17 protein-coding genes are annotated in these 16,829 nt (G+C 36.9%); all 17 read left to right on the top strand.

What is annotated here, in order from left to right; translation table 11 throughout:
- Nucleotides 1–50 precede the first annotated feature (50 nt).
- Nucleotides 51–425 carry a winged helix-turn-helix transcriptional regulator gene (locus ACUXEY_RS05900; protein ID WP_429600183.1) on the top strand — a complete coding sequence of 125 codons (375 nt, stop codon included), beginning with the start codon at nucleotides 51–53 and terminating at the stop codon, nucleotides 423–425.
- Nucleotides 426–476: 51 nt separating this feature from the next.
- Entirely contained in the window at nucleotides 477–1,616 is a 1,140-nt protein-coding gene (gene hemW / locus ACUXEY_RS05895; protein WP_166701774.1) for a radical SAM family heme chaperone HemW, read from the top strand.
- Between the two features lie 133 nt (nucleotides 1,617–1,749).
- A complete protein-coding gene (hrcA, locus tag ACUXEY_RS05890; RefSeq protein ID WP_140970334.1) occupies nucleotides 1,750–2,766 on the top strand; it encodes a heat-inducible transcriptional repressor HrcA in 1,017 nt (338 codons plus the stop codon).
- A gap of 114 nt (nucleotides 2,767–2,880) precedes the next feature.
- Nucleotides 2,881–3,447, top strand: a complete 567-nt coding sequence (gene grpE / locus ACUXEY_RS05885) for a nucleotide exchange factor GrpE (protein ID WP_087956981.1) — start codon at nucleotides 2,881–2,883, stop codon at nucleotides 3,445–3,447.
- A gap of 26 nt (nucleotides 3,448–3,473) precedes the next feature.
- Nucleotides 3,474–5,309: a chaperone protein DnaK gene (gene dnaK / locus ACUXEY_RS05880; RefSeq protein ID WP_073516545.1), complete on the top strand. Its 1,836-nt coding sequence runs from the start codon at nucleotides 3,474–3,476 to the stop codon at nucleotides 5,307–5,309.
- Nucleotides 5,310–5,502: 193 nt separating this feature from the next.
- A complete protein-coding gene (gene dnaJ / locus ACUXEY_RS05875) occupies nucleotides 5,503–6,618 on the top strand; it encodes a chaperone protein DnaJ (RefSeq protein WP_461300274.1) in 1,116 nt (371 codons plus the stop codon).
- A 28-nt stretch (nucleotides 6,619–6,646) separates the two neighbouring features.
- Nucleotides 6,647–7,585 carry a 50S ribosomal protein L11 methyltransferase gene (prmA, locus tag ACUXEY_RS05870; RefSeq protein ID WP_461300273.1) on the top strand — a complete coding sequence of 313 codons (939 nt, stop codon included), beginning with the start codon at nucleotides 6,647–6,649 and terminating at the stop codon, nucleotides 7,583–7,585.
- 145 nt (nucleotides 7,586–7,730) lie between these two features.
- Entirely contained in the window at nucleotides 7,731–8,480 is a 750-nt protein-coding gene (locus ACUXEY_RS05865; protein WP_001190159.1) for a 16S rRNA (uracil(1498)-N(3))-methyltransferase, read from the top strand.
- 6 nt (nucleotides 8,481–8,486) lie between these two features.
- Nucleotides 8,487–9,839, top strand: a complete 1,353-nt coding sequence (gene mtaB, locus ACUXEY_RS05860) for a tRNA (N(6)-L-threonylcarbamoyladenosine(37)-C(2))-methylthiotransferase MtaB (protein WP_461300272.1) — start codon at nucleotides 8,487–8,489, stop codon at nucleotides 9,837–9,839.
- Between the two features lie 412 nt (nucleotides 9,840–10,251).
- Nucleotides 10,252–10,425 (top strand): 30S ribosomal protein S21, encoded by a 174-nt coding sequence (gene rpsU / locus ACUXEY_RS05855; RefSeq protein ID WP_000048061.1) that lies wholly within the window; start codon nucleotides 10,252–10,254, stop codon nucleotides 10,423–10,425.
- Between the two features lie 15 nt (nucleotides 10,426–10,440).
- A complete protein-coding gene (locus tag ACUXEY_RS05850) occupies nucleotides 10,441–10,884 on the top strand; it encodes a GatB/YqeY domain-containing protein (RefSeq protein ID WP_048531234.1) in 444 nt (147 codons plus the stop codon).
- A gap of 107 nt (nucleotides 10,885–10,991) precedes the next feature.
- Nucleotides 10,992–11,285: a sporulation protein YqfC gene (gene yqfC, locus ACUXEY_RS05845; protein WP_461300271.1), complete on the top strand. Its 294-nt coding sequence runs from the start codon at nucleotides 10,992–10,994 to the stop codon at nucleotides 11,283–11,285.
- A 175-nt stretch (nucleotides 11,286–11,460) separates the two neighbouring features.
- Complete coding sequence (gene yqfD / locus ACUXEY_RS05840) at nucleotides 11,461–12,660, top strand: sporulation protein YqfD (protein ID WP_461300270.1); 1,200 nt, start codon at nucleotides 11,461–11,463, stop codon at nucleotides 12,658–12,660.
- A gap of 3 nt (nucleotides 12,661–12,663) precedes the next feature.
- Nucleotides 12,664–13,623 (top strand): PhoH family protein, encoded by a 960-nt coding sequence (locus ACUXEY_RS05835; protein WP_461300269.1) that lies wholly within the window; start codon nucleotides 12,664–12,666, stop codon nucleotides 13,621–13,623.
- Nucleotides 13,624–13,814: 191 nt separating this feature from the next.
- Nucleotides 13,815–15,959, top strand: coding sequence for an HD family phosphohydrolase (locus ACUXEY_RS05830; protein WP_461300268.1), 2,145 nt, complete (start codon nucleotides 13,815–13,817; stop codon nucleotides 15,957–15,959).
- The gene (ybeY, locus tag ACUXEY_RS05825) at nucleotides 15,956–16,426 is read left to right on the top strand and encodes an rRNA maturation RNase YbeY (RefSeq protein WP_166701781.1); all 471 of its coding nucleotides are present in this window, start codon (nucleotides 15,956–15,958) and stop codon (nucleotides 16,424–16,426) included. Before ACUXEY_RS05830 ends, ybeY begins: the two co-directional genes overlap by 4 nt.
- On the top strand, nucleotides 16,423–16,776 hold the full coding sequence (locus ACUXEY_RS05820) for a diacylglycerol kinase family protein (protein ID WP_048531224.1): 354 nt from the start codon (nucleotides 16,423–16,425) through the stop codon (nucleotides 16,774–16,776). The genes ybeY and ACUXEY_RS05820 overlap by 4 nt, the downstream gene beginning before the upstream one ends.
- Nucleotides 16,777–16,829 lie beyond the last annotated feature (53 nt).

The raw sequence follows: 16,829 nt of genomic DNA, 5'->3' as shown, positions 1-16,829 counted from the left end.
TTACAATGGTGAGAGAGCTTTTTAGTTCATATAGAGTTAGGAGTTTGTTAATGTCCGAAAATATTCGAAAAGATATTCACGAGAAAATACAAAATGGCAATTTTAATTGTGAAAAGGAATTGACGCTTTCTATTATTAGCGGAAAGTGGAAAGTTGTGATACTGTGGCATCTTGGTGTGGAAGGGCCTCATCGTTTTAGTGAATTACAACGATTATTCCCAAGCATTTCTCATAAAGTTTTGTCGAATCAATTAAAAGAGTTAATGGAAGACGGGATTGTTGCCCGAACAGTATACCCAGAAATTCCTCCGCGAGTGGAGTATTATATGACGGAATTAGGCATGTCGCTTTTACCAATCGTTGAAATGATGTATGATTGGGGAAAAATGCGAATGGAGCAAATTCGTAATACGTTAGAGAAGTAAAGAAGCCTCCCGAGCGCGGAGGTTTTCTTTTTAGAAAGGTAGGAGTTATTTTTGGTGCAAGCTGCATATATTCATATTCCGTTTTGTCAGCATATTTGTCACTATTGTGATTTTAATAAAGTGTTTATTGAACGCCAACCGGTCGATCAATATTTAGAGTATTTAGAGAAAGAAATAATAAATACAGTTCAAAAGGTACCGTTTGATAGTATGAAAACGATTTTTGTTGGTGGAGGAACTCCGACAGCATTAAACATGGAGCAGACAAAGAAATTATTAGATATTATAAATCGTCGTTTACGCCCGTTTGCCCCGAATTGTGAATTAACATTTGAAGCGAATCCGGGTGATTTGCCAAAAGAGAAGTTAAATGTGTTGCTAGAAGGTGGAGTAAACCGAATTAGTTTTGGTGTGCAAACATTTCGAGATGAATTGCTTGAGAAAATTGGACGTAAGCATACGAGGGAAGATGCGTTTGTAGCAATTAGAGAAGCGCAGGAAGTGGGCTTTAAAAATATAAATGTAGATATTATTTATGCACTGCCAGGGCAGACGATAGAAGATGTGAAAGAAACGTTAGATATTGCTTTTACGCTTGGTGTACAACATTTCTCGGCCTATTCATTAATTGTGGAACCGAAAACGGTGTTTTATAACTTAATGAATAAAGGGAAATTAAGACTTCCAGGTGAAGACCATGAAGCGAAAATGTACGAAATGGTAATGGATGAAATGGAAAAACATGGATATAGCCAGTATGAAATTAGTAATTTCTCAAAAGGTGATAATGAAAGTAGACATAATCTCACATACTGGAATAATGAAGAGTATTATGGATTTGGAGCTGGAGCGCATAGTTATGTAAATGGGGAACGTATCCAAAATGTAGGGCCACTCAAGCAATATTTCAATAAAATCGATGAAACTGGATTTCCGTATTTAGATGTTCACGTGGTGACGGAGAAAGAAAAAATGGAAGAAGAGTTGTTCTTAGGGCTTCGAAAAACAAAAGGTGTATCTAAAATAGCGTTTCAAAAGAAATTTAATATGGAGATGGATCAAGTTTTCGCGAAGCAGTTACAAAACAACCAAGAACAAGGATTGCTTGAAGAGAGCGATGGGTATGTTCGTTTAACGCGAAAAGGAAAGTTATTAGGGAATGAAGTATTCCAATCATTTTTGATTGACTAATTAAATGTTCCATTAACGTGAAAAAGTTTCATTATTTCGTGACGTTTCCGTTGACAATTGAATGTCAATTTTGGTAAGTTATTAATAGATTTAGCACTCGAAGACAAAGAGTGCTAACAGAGGTGATGATGAGATGCTTACGGAACGTCAGCTCTTAATTTTACAAACAATTATTGATGACTTTATTGGATCAGCGCAACCTGTTGGGTCGAGGACGTTGGCTAAGAAAGATGAAATTACATTTAGTTCAGCTACTATTCGAAATGAAATGGCTGATTTAGAGGAGCTAGGATTTATTGAGAAAACGCATAGTTCTTCTGGACGTGTTCCTTCTGAGAAAGGATACCGATTTTATGTAGACCATCTTTTAGCGCCGCAAAACTTACCGAAAGATGAAATTGTACAAATTAAAGATTTATTTGCTGAAAGAATTTTTGAAGCGGAAAAGATTGCACAGCAATCGGCTCAAATTTTATCAGAGCTTACGAATTATACGGCCATTGTTCTTGGACCGAAGTTAAGCACAAATAAACTGAAAAACGTACAAATTGTGCCGCTTGATCGTCAAACTGCAGTCGCTATTATTGTAACGGATACAGGGCATGTACAAAGCAAAACGATTACCGTTCCGGAATCTGTTGATTTATCAGATTTAGAAAAAATGGTTAATATTTTAAATGAAAAGCTATCAGGCGTACCGATGTCGGAACTCCATAACAAAATCTTTAAAGAGATTGTTACAGTTTTACGTGGCTATGTTCATAATTACGATAGTGCAATAAAAATGTTAGATGGTACATTTCAAGTTCCTTTATCGGAAAAGATATACTTTGGAGGAAAAGCAAATATGCTTTCGCAACCAGAGTTCCATGACATTCACAAAGTAAGATCCTTGCTGACGATGATTGATAATGAAGCTGAGTTCTATGACATTTTGCGTCATAAACAAGTAGGTATTCAAGTGAAAATTGGTAGGGAAAACTCTGCGACAGCCATGGAAGATTGTAGTTTAATTTCTGCAACATATTCGATTGGAGAAGAACAGCTTGGAACAATTGCAATTTTAGGTCCAACGAGAATGCAATACTCTCGTGTAATTAGTTTGTTGCAGTTATTTACAAGGCAAATTACAGATGGACTAAAAAAATAAAGAAGAATACATGCGCTCAAGTGATGAACAATACATCGCTGTGTGTAATATATAACTATGCTTAGGTAATCATGCTATGCATGATACCTAATACCTTTTAAGGAGGTGAATATTGTGGAAGAGCGTAACGAACAAGTGGTAGAAGAAGTAAAAGAAGCGCAAGTTGAAGAAGCTGTCACGACAGAAAACAGTGAAAAAACTGTAGAAGAAAAAAGTGAGGCTGCTCTTTTACAAGAAAAAGTAGATGAGTTACAAGCGAAACTAACGGAAACGGAAGGTCGCACATTACGTCTACAAGCTGATTTTGAAAATTATAAGCGCCGTGTCCAAATGGATAAACAGGCTGCTGAAAAATATAGAGCACAAAGCCTAGTTTCAGATATTTTGCCAGCTCTTGATAATTTTGAAAGAGCGATGCAAGTGGAAGCAACTGATGAGCAAACGAAATCCTTGTTACAAGGTATGGAAATGGTGCATCGTCAATTGCTAGAAGCGTTGTCTAAAGAAGGTGTTGAGGCGATTGAAGCTGTTGGTAAACAGTTTGATCCTAATGAACACCAGGCTATTATGCAAGTAGAAGACAGTGAATTTGAATCAAACGCGGTAGTTGAAGAATTCCAAAAAGGTTATAAACTAAAAGACCGTGTGATTCGCCCATCAATGGTAAAAGTAAATCAATAATTTACATAAAAGTAGGAGGATTCGCCATGAGTAAAATTATCGGTATTGACTTAGGTACAACAAACTCTTGTGTAGCTGTTATGGAAGGTGGAGAACCAAAGGTTATCCCAAATCCAGAAGGAAACCGTACAACACCTTCTGTTGTAGCTTTCAAAAATGAAGAGCGTCAAGTTGGGGAAGTTGCAAAGCGTCAAGCAATTACAAACCCAAATACAATCATGTCTGTTAAACGTCATATGGGTACAGACTATAAAGTAGAAGTTGAAGGTAAAGATTATACACCTCAAGAAATTTCTGCAATCATTTTACAAAACTTAAAAGCTTCTGCTGAAGCATACTTAGGTGAAACAGTAACGAAAGCTGTTATTACAGTACCTGCATACTTCAACGATGCAGAGCGTCAAGCAACAAAAGATGCTGGTCGTATCGCTGGTTTAGAAGTTGAGCGTATCATTAACGAACCAACAGCAGCAGCGCTTGCTTACGGTTTAGAAAAACAAGATGAAGAGCAAAAAATCTTAGTATATGACTTAGGTGGCGGTACATTTGACGTATCTATCCTTGAGTTAGCAGACGGAACATTCGAAGTTATTTCAACTGCTGGTGACAACCGTCTTGGTGGAGATGACTTTGACCAAGTTATTATTGACCACTTAGTAGCTGAGTTCAAAAAAGAAAATAACATTGATTTAAGCCAAGATAAAATGGCACTTCAACGTTTGAAAGATGCAGCTGAAAAAGCGAAAAAAGATCTTTCTGGCGTAACACAAACACAAATTTCATTACCATTCATTAGTGCTGGAGCTGCTGGTCCATTACACTTAGAATTAACATTAACAAGAGCGAAATTCGAAGAGCTTTCAGCAGGTCTTGTTGAAAGAACATTAGAGCCAACTCGCCGTGCATTAAAAGACGCTGGTTTTGCTCCAAGCGAATTAGATAAAGTTATCCTTGTTGGTGGATCTACTCGTATCCCAGCTGTACAAGAAGCTATTAAACGTGAAACTGGTAAAGAACCATATAAAGGTGTAAACCCTGATGAAGTTGTAGCATTAGGTGCTGCAGTTCAAGGTGGCGTACTTACTGGTGATGTAGAAGGCGTACTATTATTAGACGTAACTCCACTTTCTTTAGGTATTGAAACTATGGGTGGCGTGTTCACGAAATTAATCGAGCGTAACACTACAATTCCAACAAGTAAGTCACAAGTATTCTCGACAGCTGCTGATAACCAACCAGCAGTAGATATTCACGTATTACAAGGTGAGCGTCCAATGTCAGCTGACAACAAAACATTAGGTCGTTTCCAATTAACAGACCTTCCACCAGCACCACGTGGTATTCCACAAATCGAAGTAACATTCGATATTGATGCGAACGGTATCGTTAACGTACGTGCAAAAGACTTAGGAACAAGCAAAGAGCAAGCTATTACAATCCAATCTTCTTCAGGTCTTTCTGATGAAGAAGTAGATCGTATGGTACAAGAAGCAGAAGCAAATGCTGATGCTGACCAAAAACGTAAGGAAGAGGTTGAACTTCGTAACGAAGCTGACCAACTTGTATTCCAAACGGATAAAGTTGTAAAAGATTTAGAAGGTAAAGTGGATGCAGCTGAAGTTGCAAAAGCAACAGAAGCGAAAGAAGCACTACAAGCTGCGATCGAGAAGAACGAGCTTGAAGACATCCGTGCGAAAAAAGACGCTTTACAAGAAATTGTACAACAATTAAGTGTTAAATTATACGAGCAAGCTCAAGCAGCTGCAGGGCAAGCAGAAGGTGCACAAGGAGCACAAGATGCTGGCGCGAAGAAAGACAATGTAGTAGACGCTGAGTTTGAAGAAGTAAAAGAAGATAAGTAATATAAATAAGTAAGATGACAAAAAGTCAAAGTCAAGCGTGCCTTGGCTTTGACTTTTTTCACGAATGAGAAGAAAAGTGTGAGGTTCTTAAGTTTTTAACTTTGCATACTGTAAGTGAGGAAACTTTGTTGCAAAGCACTTTCTTTCGGTGTTAAAATTACGTTTATGTGAAAGATTCGGGGGTTGTAAATTTATGAGTAAACGAGATTATTACGAGGTCCTTGGACTTAGCAAGGGTGCTTCAAAAGATGAAATAAAAAAAGCGTATCGTCGTTTGGCTAAAAAATACCATCCAGACGTAAGTAAAGAAGAGAATGCAATTGAAAAGTTTAAAGAAGTACAAGAAGCATACGAAGTATTAAGCGACGATCAAAAGCGTGCGCAATATGATCAATTTGGTCATGCTGGTGCAAATCAAGGTTTCGGTGGCTTTGGTGGCGGAGGAGACTTCGGCGGTGGCTTCGGTTTTGAAGATATCTTTAGTTCGTTCTTTGGTGGGGGTGGCGGCAGACGTCGTGATCCAAATGCTCCGCGTCAAGGTGCTGACTTACAATATCAAGTTACTTTAGAGTTTGAAGAAGCTATTTTTGGTAAAGAATTAAATGTCGAGATTCCAGTAGAAGATCCATGTGATACTTGTAAAGGTAGTGGAGCGAAACCAGGAACTTCAAAAGAAACGTGTAAACATTGTTCAGGATCTGGGCAAGTAAGTGTAGAACAAAATACACCATTTGGTCGTATCGTAAACCGTCAAGCTTGTGGTCATTGCTCAGGAACTGGTCAAATGATTAAAGAAAAATGTACGACATGTCAAGGTTCTGGTAAAGTACGTAAACGTAAAAAAATCAACGTTAAAATTCCGGCAGGTATCGATAATGGTCAACAAATCCGTGTATCTGGAAAAGGTGAAGCGGGCGTAAATGGCGGACCGGCAGGAGATTTATATGTTGTTGTTCATGTAAGAAATCATGAATTCTTTGAGCGTGAAGGAGATCACATTATTTGCGAAATGCCATTAACATTTGCGCAAATGGCACTTGGTGCTGAAGTAGAAGTTCCTACAGTTCATGGGAAAGTGAAGTTGAAAATTCCAGCAGGAACACAAACAGGAACAGAATTCCGCTTAAAAGGAAAAGGTGCTCCGAACGTACGTGGATACGGTCAAGGAGATCAATATGTAGTCGTTCGTGTTGTTGTACCGACGAAATTAACTTCACATCAAAAAGATTTATTACGTGAATTTGCGGGACAAGAAGAGCAGGATGATAGTTTATTTGGAAAGCTTAAACGTGCTTTCAAAGGGGAATAATGGAAATAAAAAATGGAGTTGGTAAATTGTGAAATGGTCAGAAATTAGTATTCATACAACAGAAGAAGCAGTAGAAGCTGTCTCTCATATTTTACATGAAGCTGGTGCTAGTGGAGTTGCGATTGAGGATCCAGCGGAGTTGACGAAAGAGCGCGAGCAACAATACGGTGAAATTTATGCATTGAACCCAGATGAATATCCGGAGGAAGGCGTATTAATAAAAGCATATTTCCCGCAAACGGATTCTTTACATGAAACGATTGCAGGTGTAAAATCATCTATTGATGTGCTTCCATCTTACGACATCGAAATTGGTACTGGAAATATTACCGTTAACGAAGTCAATGAAGAAGATTGGGCTACTGCTTGGAAAAAATATTACCATCCAGTACAAATTTCTGATATATTCACAATTGTGCCGACGTGGGAAGAATATACACCATCTTCTCCGGAAGAAAAAATTATTGAATTAGATCCAGGTATGGCGTTTGGAACAGGAACCCATCCAACAACAACGATGTGTATTCGTGCTTTAGAGAAAACTGTTCAGCCAGGTGACACTATCATTGATGTAGGAACAGGTTCTGGTGTACTTAGTATTGCAGCAGCAAAATTAGGTGCGTCTTCTGTTCAAGCATATGATTTAGATCCTGTTGCAGTTGAAAGTGCAGAAATGAATGTACGTTTAAATAAAACAGATGATATCGTGTCTGTTGGACAAAATAGTCTTTTAGAAGGTATTGAAGGTCCTGTTGATTTAATCGTAGCGAACTTATTAGCAGAAATTATTTTATTATTCCCTGAAGATGCAGCAAGAGTTGTGAAATCAGGTGGATTATTTATTACATCGGGCATTATCGCTGCGAAGGAAAAAGTAATTTCTGAGGCGCTAGAAAAAGCTGGATTTACAATTGAAGAAGTGTTACGAATGGAAGATTGGGTAGCAATTATTGCACGAAATGCGTAATATAGATTTTAGTCTATAATGAAAAGGGGAGTCTCTCACTATAAGGTGAGGGACTTGCCGTTTGTTATATGAAAAAATGATAACGTTTCGTTCTTTTCGTAAGTGTTGACTTACGAAAGGAACGAAACTCTACTAAGGTGATTATATGCAACGTTATTTTGTAGAAGAGAAATATGTAAATGAGACAAGTATTCGCATTGTAGGTGATGACGTACATCATATCGCAAGAGTGATGCGTATGTCAGCTGGTGATCACATTTATTGCTGTGTAAACGGAAAAACAGCCGTATGTTCAATTGATGAAATTACCAGTGAATTTATTAATACGGCTATTGTAGAATGGGTAGAGGCGTCAAGTGAACTTCCTGTTTTCGTGACGATCGCAAGTGGACTGCCGAAAGGAGACAAGCTAGAGTTAATTTTCCAAAAAGGAACTGAGCTTGGGGCAGCTGCATTCTTACCATTTCAAGCATCTCGCTCTATCGTAAAGTGGGATGCGAAAAAAGCTGATAAAAAAGTTGAGCGTTTAAGAAAAATTGTGAAAGAAGCTGCGGAACAATCACATAGAAGTGAAATTCCAGAAGTACATGCTCCAGCATCGTTTAAACAATTACTTTCAATGAGCGGTGAGTATGATGTTTGCCTTGTTGCTTACGAAGAGGAAGCAAAACAAGGTGAGAAATCTAATTTTGCGAAAGCTTTAACGACGATGAAACCAGGTCAAAAGCTATTGATTGTATTTGGCCCAGAAGGCGGTTTAGCTGAGGAAGAGATTACAGCGCTTCGTGAACATAAATTTGTACCATGTAGTTTAGGACCAAGAATTTTAAGAACAGAAACGGCGCCGTTATATGCGTTAAGTGCTGCTTCGTATCATTTTGAATTGATGGGGTGATGATCAATGTCAACTGTTGCGTTCCATACGTTAGGTTGTAAAGTAAACCACTATGAAACAGAAGCCATTTGGCAATTGTTTAAACAAGGTGGATATGAAAGAACTGAATATGAAAAGAAAGCTGATGTATATGTAATTAATACGTGTACAGTAACGAATACGGGAGATAAGAAAAGTCGTCAAGTTATTAGACGTGCTGTTCGTCAAAACCCGGATGCGGTTATTTGTGTAACAGGATGTTATGCACAAACATCTCCAGCGGAAATTATGGCGATTCCAGGTGTAGATATTGTAGTTGGTACACAAGATCGTGAAAAGATGTTAGGATACATCGAAGAATTCCGTAAAGAGCGCCAGCCAATTAATGCTGTCCGCAATATTATGAAAACACGTGTATACGAAGAACTGGATGTACCTTACTTCACGGATCGTACACGTGCATCTTTAAAAATCCAAGAAGGTTGTAATAATTTCTGTACATTCTGTATTATTCCTTGGGCGCGTGGCTTAATGCGTTCTCGTGAGGGGAAAGAAGTTATTAAACAAGCGCAGCAATTAGTCGATGCAGGTTATAAAGAAATCGTATTAACAGGTATTCATACAGGTGGATACGGTGAAGATATTAAAGATTATAACTTAGCTGGATTACTTCGTGATATGGAAGCGGAAGTAGGCGGATTAAAACGTCTTCGTATTTCTTCTATTGAAGCGAGTCAGATTTCAGATGAAGTAATTGAAGTGTTAGATAAGTCTGAAGTAGTTGTACGTCACTTACACATTCCGTTGCAATCTGGATCTAATACTGTATTAAAGCGTATGCGTCGTAAGTATACGATGGAATTTTTCCAAGAGCGCTTAGATCGTTTGAAAGAAGCGTTACCAGGTCTTGCGATTACATCGGACGTAATCGTTGGTTTCCCAGGTGAAACAGAAGAAGAATTCATGGAAACATACAATTTCATTAAAGAGAATCGCTTCTCTGAATTACACGTATTCCCGTACTCAAAACGTACAGGAACACCTGCAGCACGTATGGAAGATCAAGTTCCTGAAGATGTGAAGAATGATCGTGTTCACCGTTTAATTGAACTATCTAATCAATTAGCGAAAGAGTATGCGTCACAGTTTGAAGGCGAAGTACTTGAAATCATTCCAGAAGAGCAATTTAAAGAGGGCGACCGCGAAGGGTTATATGTAGGTTATACAGATAACTACTTGAAAATTGTATTTGAAGGATCAGAAGAATTAATTGGTAAACTAGTGAAAGTGAAAATTACGAAAGCTGGTTATCCATATAATGAAGCGCAATTTGTTCGTGTTCTTGAAGATGATGTGAAAAAGGAATCAGCAAGCGCATAAAGTGAAACTTTAATCAGCGTGGGATTCATCCCCGCTGATTATTAGCCTTCACCAATCGGGTGGCAGGGCAAATAGCGGGATAAAAAAGCATGCAAATGGAAATGATTTGCATGTTTTCTTTTTTAGTGGATAAGTTAAGTACTGAAAATGTGAGAAATGAGAAGTTTTTTTCGTACATTCCTGCATGAAAAAGGGTGTAATGATAAAAATATAGTTGGCTTCAGGGGAAGGATAACAGCTATCTACATAGTTTTTGAAAAAGGAAGAGCATCTATTCTTCTTTTATTCTGCCAAATAGTTGACCTGAAGTGATAAAATGTATTATAATCGTAAAAGACATGCTGAAGAAGTGTTTCTTTTTGCATGCTGAAGTTAGTATGTAAGTGTGATGTTTCGGAGGGAGGGAAAGAGAATGTCAAAAACAGTCGTTCGTAAAAACGAGTCTTTGGAGGATGCACTTCGCCGTTTTAAAAGATCGGTTTCTAAAACTGGTACACTTGCTGAAGCAAGAAAGCGCGAGTTTTATGAAAAACCAAGTGTAAAACGTAAGAAGAAATCTGAAGCGGCAAGAAAGCGTAAATTCTAAGAGAGGGTGTAAGTTATGAGTCTTCTCGGTCGTTTAAACGATGATATGAAACAAGCGATGAAGAATAAACAAAAAGAAAAATTAACCGTCATTCGTATGGTTAAGGCTGCTTTACAAAATGAAGGTATTAAACTACAGCATACTCTTACTGAAGAAGAGGAACTAACAGTTTTAGCTCGTGAAGTAAAACAGCATAAGGACTCCCTCCTTGAATTTAAAAAAGCTGGTCGTGAAGACCTTGTTAATAAACTGCAAAGTGAAATTCAGATTTTAAGTGCATATTTGCCTGAGCAATTAACGGAAGAACAACTAGCTGATATAATCAAGCAAGTTATTTCTGAAGTTGGTGCAACTTCGAAAGCAGATATGGGTAAGGTGATGACTGCTGTTATGCCGAAAGTAAAAGGTAAAACAGATGGATCACTTGTGAATAAGCTGGTTGTCCAGCTATTAGCATAAAAAAACGTCTCATTTCGTATGAGACGTTTTTTTATGCTTTTTTCAGTTTGGACGTGATATTACAAGCTCTTTTTTCATACATATGGGATGAGAGGGGGTCTTTTGGGATGAAAAAATTAGAACAAATGAAGAATTGGTTAACGAAGCAAATAGACCTACCAGTGGATGTGCTAATGGATCTACCTCGGATCACGCTTGTTGGGCAAGTGCATATCTATATAGAAAATCATCGAGGTTTATTAGTGTTTTCAGATAACGAAGTAAGATTGTTGTTAAAGCATGGTCAGTTATTAATTAAGGGGCAGTCCTTTGTTATTAAAACAATCCTTCCGGAAGAACTTTTGCTTGAAGGGATCATTGAGCAAGTGACGTTTTTAGAAGACGAACAGAAAGAGAAGTAAGGGAAACTTCCGTATGTGAAGTTTTCTTCTTTATTCTAATGATATGAACCTACTATTTAGTTTGTCCCGCTATTTATGGAAGATAAAACTCTTTATTTCATTTTTGTACGAGCTATTTTGCTAATTAAAGTGAAAAGTAGTGTGTCTACTTTTGGAAAGGTAGTGAAGGTGGTAGATGAAAAATAAATGGTTTATAAAGTGGCTTGGATATGTAAAGGTACGAATTGAAGGTAGAGGAGCGGAACGGTTCGTTAACGAATGTGTGCGTAGGAATTTATTAGTTTGGGACGTTAAGAAAATCGCTGATGAAACGTTAGTATTTTGTATGCTATTACGAGATGTGAAAAAAATAAAGCCGATTTATAGAAAAAATGAATGTAAATTATATTTTATTGGGCGCTATGGCTTTCCTTTTTGGAATAAGCGTTTAATTAAAAATAGTGGATTCTTAATTGGTTTTCTAATTTTCTTTTTTGGTATGATTGCATTATCGAATATGGTTTGGAAAATTGAAATTACAGGAGCGAAACCTGAAACAGAATATATATTGATGAAAGAATTGGACAAAATGGGTATTAAAAGAGGGAAATTACAATTCCAAATGCCTAATGTAGAAGATGTACAGCGTCATTTGACTGATAATATTAATGCGATTACTTGGGCGGGACTCGAAATAAGAGGAACGACGTACCATTTTAAAATAGTTGAAAAAAACGAGCCGAAAAAAGAAAAGGAACAAAGGCCGCAAAATTTAGTGGCAAAAAAAGAAGCGATTGTTACAAAAACATTTGTTGAAGTAGGAAAACCAGTTGTTTTAAAAAATGATCATGTAGAAAAAGGACAGCTTCTCGTATCAGGGATATACGGTAATGAGGAGAGTCCAACGATTGTTTCGGCGAAAGGTATTGTATATGGAGAAACGTGGTATACATCTAATGTGAATGTGCCGCTAAAGACGCAATTTCAAGTATATACGGGCGATGCATATAATGAGCATTACCTTACATTTGGGAATACGAAAATAAAAATATGGGGATTTCAACATGATAAGTATAAACGCTCTCGTTCTGAAAGTGTAAAGCATGATGTGAAATTATTTGGTTTTACATTACCGATTGCATATGAAAAAGATATAGTACGGGAAGAGGAAGAAGCAAATCGAGAATATACAGAAAAACAAGCAATGAAAGTAGCGAAAGAGATGGCTGAAAAAGAACTAAAGAAAAAATTGGATGAACATGCTATGATTGTAAGTGATAAGATTTTGAGTAAAGAGGTTGAGGCGGATCAACTAAAAGTCACATTGCATTATACTGTGATTGAAAATATTGCAGAGTCACAACCAATATCCGAATCCGATATTCAAGGAGACTGAGTAATGGCAGAACAATTAGTAGAAATGAACCAACAATTGGAAAATACTAACGAAGCAATCGCTCTTTTTGGAGTCAATGATGCTCATTTGAAAGTAATTGAACGGGAACTGAATGTATCGATTGTAACTAGAGGTGAAATTGTTCATGCATCTGGAGCAGTTGAAACTGTGACACTCGTAGAAAAAATCTTACAGCAATTACTTGTTGTTATTCGAAAAGGTGTATCAATTACAGAAAGAGATGTTGCGTATGCAATTCAGCTCGCACAACAAGGGAAAATTGCTCAATTTGAAGAGTTATATGAAGAAGAAATCTTTAAAACGGCAAAAGGTAAATCCATTCGTGTAAAAACAATGGGGCAAAGAAGATATATTCATGCAATGAAGAAAAATGATGTTGTATTTGGAATAGGGCCTGCCGGAACTGGGAAAACATATTTAGCTGTAGTAATGGCTGTAAGAGCTTTAAAGCAAGGGTATGTAAAGAAAATCATTTTAACGAGACCAGCTGTAGAAGCTGGAGAAAGTTTAGGGTTTTTACCGGGTGATTTGAAAGAGAAGGTAGATCCGTACTTACGTCCATTGTATGATGCCTTGCACGATATTCTTGGACAAGAATATACGCAGCGTATGATGGAACGAGGTGTAATTGAAATCGCGCCTCTTGCTTATATGAGAGGACGTACGCTCGATGATTCATTTGTTATTTTAGATGAAGCGCAAAATACAACGGGTGCACAAATAAAAATGTTTTTAACTAGATTAGGTTTTAGTTCTAAAATGGTTATTACGGGAGACCCTTCGCAAGTAGATTTACCAAAAGGGGTAAAGTCAGGGCTTACGCTAGCTTCTAACATTTTATCTGGTGTATCTGGTCTTTCATTCATTACATTAGAACAAACGGACGTTGTAAGGCATCCACTGGTGCAACGTATTATTGAGGCATATGATAAAATGGAATGATCCTATTTGTCAGGATCATTTCTTTTTGTATTAAGGTTGGCGAACGGCATATTTTTTAATATCATAAAAGATAAGAGAAATAAACTATAGGATTGGTGTATAAAATGTTACCTAAAAGTATCGTTGGCTAAAAGAAATGAAAGCTATAAATAGTTTCACTTTATTTCTGGAGAGGAGAAGGTATTGAAATCATGTTAAGATCTCAAGAAATTTCTAAGTGGTTTCGTAATTTACAACATTCGAAAAAACTAAGTTGGATTTCTTACGTTTTATTAGGAGCAGTGCTGTTTTTTGCACTTATGAATAATGTGAAACCAGAGCAATTAGATGTTGATATGTATTCTATTGCGAAAAAAACAATTCATTCTCCTATTAAAATTGAAGATAAGGTTATAACGGACAGAAAAAAACAAGAGGCCGCTCAAAAAGTCGGGGATCAATATACATATAGAAGTGAATATAAACAAAATAGAGTAGATATTGTAAATGATGTTTTTGCTAAGGTAAATGAAGTAATTCAGGAGATGAAAGCTGCTGGACCTGAAGAGCAAAAAAAGATGACCGATGCTAATAAATTAGAAAAATTGAAGAAGAAGTTGCCATCTAATTTAACAAAGGAATTATCGGATGAGAATTTATTATACTTTATTAATGCAGAACCGGATCAATTAGAATTAGCAAAGAATGCGGCTTTAACGTCTGTTAGTGTTATTATGGGTGGAAATATTAAAATGTCCGAAGAAATGGCAGCGAAAGAGCGATTTGTTAATGAAATGAAGAGCCTTAATGTGAATAGCGGATTAAAGGAAGCTGTGAATGCGCTAGGATCTTATGCGATTACAGCAAATTATTTTTATGATCCAGCTGTAACGAAAGAGAAGAAGAAAGCAGAAGAAGATTTAGTTCCACCTGTTTATATTCTTCAAGGACAAGTTATTGTTAGAGAAGGTGAAACAATTTCAAGTGATATGTATAATCAGTTGAAATTAGTCGGTTTATTAGAGAAAGGTAATAGTTTTCAGCCTTATGTTGGATTAGCGGTGCTCATTGGCGTGTTACTATACTTTATGCATAAGCAGTTTGAAGTATTTTTACAGCGGAAAAGAGAAGACAGACCGTACATTTTAGCGTATATTACAATTTTGTCTATCACGATTGTTTTAATGAAAATTATTAGTTTGTTTCAAAAGCTTGAATATGCAGGAATTGCGTATGTTGTCCCTGTTGCGATGGGAACAATACTTGTAAAACTAATGATTGGCGATCGATTTGTATTTTTAACAAGTATGATTTTTTCTGTGTGCGGAAGTATTATGTTTAATGAAGGGGTAACAAGTACACTGAATTATAGTGTAGGTATTTATGTGTTATTAAGTTCATTATCAGTAAGTATTTTCTTGCGCGAAAAAAATCGTCGTACGATGATTTTGCAAGCTGGTATACTTGTTTCTATCTTAAATGTAGTCGTCTTGGCGGCGTTATTATTATTACGTAATGGGAATTTTTCACCTCTTGAAATTGGTACGCAATTATTGATGGCTTCCGTTTCAGGGATTATCTCATCTGTTTTGGCTATGGGAATATTACCATATTTAGAAAGTGGACTTGGAATTGTATCAAGCATGAAACTTATGGAACTATCAAGTCCGAATCATCCGCTTTTGCGTAGGATTTTGTTAGAAGCGCCAGGAACATATCACCATAGTGTAATGGTAGCGAATCTTTCTGAGTCGGCTTGTGAAGCAGTTGGAGCAAATGGTGTATTAGCACGTGTAGGGGCGTATTATCATGATGTAGGAAAAACGGTACAACCACAATTCTTTATTGAAAACCAGATGGGAATTGAAAATCCGCATGATAAATTAGATCCTGTGACCAGTAAAGATATTATCATTGCTCATGTAACAGATGGAGTGAAAATGCTCGAAGAATACCATATTCCGCAAGAGATTATCGATATTGCTGGACAACATCATGGTACAACGCTCCTTAAATATTTTTATTATAAAGCGATTAAAGAAGATAAAGAAAAATATACAGAAGAGATGTTCCGTTACCCGGGATCAAAAGCAACTTCTAAAGAATCGGCAATTGTTGGTATTGCTGATAGTGTTGAAGCGGCGGTACGTTCTATGAATCACCCAACGCCAGATCAAATTAATAATTTAGTACAAAATATTATTAAAGATCGTCTGCAAGATGGGCAATTTAGTGAATGTGATTTGACATTTAAGGAACTACAAATCGTTGGAAAAACGTTATGTGAAACGTTAAATGGTATTTTCCATTCGCGTATTACATATCCGGAACCACCGGAAGAGAAGGAGAAAGAATGAGTTTATTAATTGATTTCATTGATGAAACAGAAGAAGTGAAAGAAGAATATGTGAATTTAATTCGTGAGATATTAGGAACAGCGGCTCAAATGGAAAAAATAGAGGAGGGTGCGGAGTTATCCGTGACATTTGTAGATAACGAACGCATTCGCGAGATTAATCGTGATTACCGAGATAAGGATCAGCCTACTGATGTCATTTCCTTTGCTATGGAAGAAATGGGAGAAGGAGAAATGGAAATTGTAGGTGCAGAGATGCCTCGCATGTTAGGTGACCTTATTATTTCTATTCCGAGAGCGAAAGAACAAGCTGAAGAGTATGGACATTCTTTTGATCGTGAACTTGGCTTTTTAGCGTTACATGGCTTTTTACATTTGCTTGGTTATGACCACATGACAGAAGAGGATGAAAAAGAAATGTTCGGAAGACAAAAAGAAATTTTAGAAGCATTTGGATTAGGACGATGAAAAAAGGAAAACTTATAAATAGTTTTGGATATGCTATAGCAGGTATATTCTTTTGTCTTCGTCATGAACGAAATATGAAAATTCATTATTTAGCCGCAGTCATTGTTATATGCTGCGGCTTTTATTTCCATATTACGAAAGTAGAGTGGATGGTAGTACTTATTGTAATAGGAATTGTAATGAGTTTAGAGATGGTAAATACGGCTGTGGAAAAAACAGTAGATTTAGCGACTACGGATATACATCCGTTTGCAAAAATTGCAAAGGATGTCGCAGCGGGAGCGGTTTTATTGTTTGCAATAATAGCCGTTATAATTGGTGCTATTATCTTTTTACCGTATGTGGTATAGTTGCATTCCAAAGCTTTTATTAGGCTTTGGAAGTGCCGTAAAGGCCTTTAATA

The organism is Bacillus sp. F9_6S_D1_P_5 (genome assembly GCF_054823925.1).
This window is presented reverse-complemented; position numbering and strand designations above follow the sequence as displayed.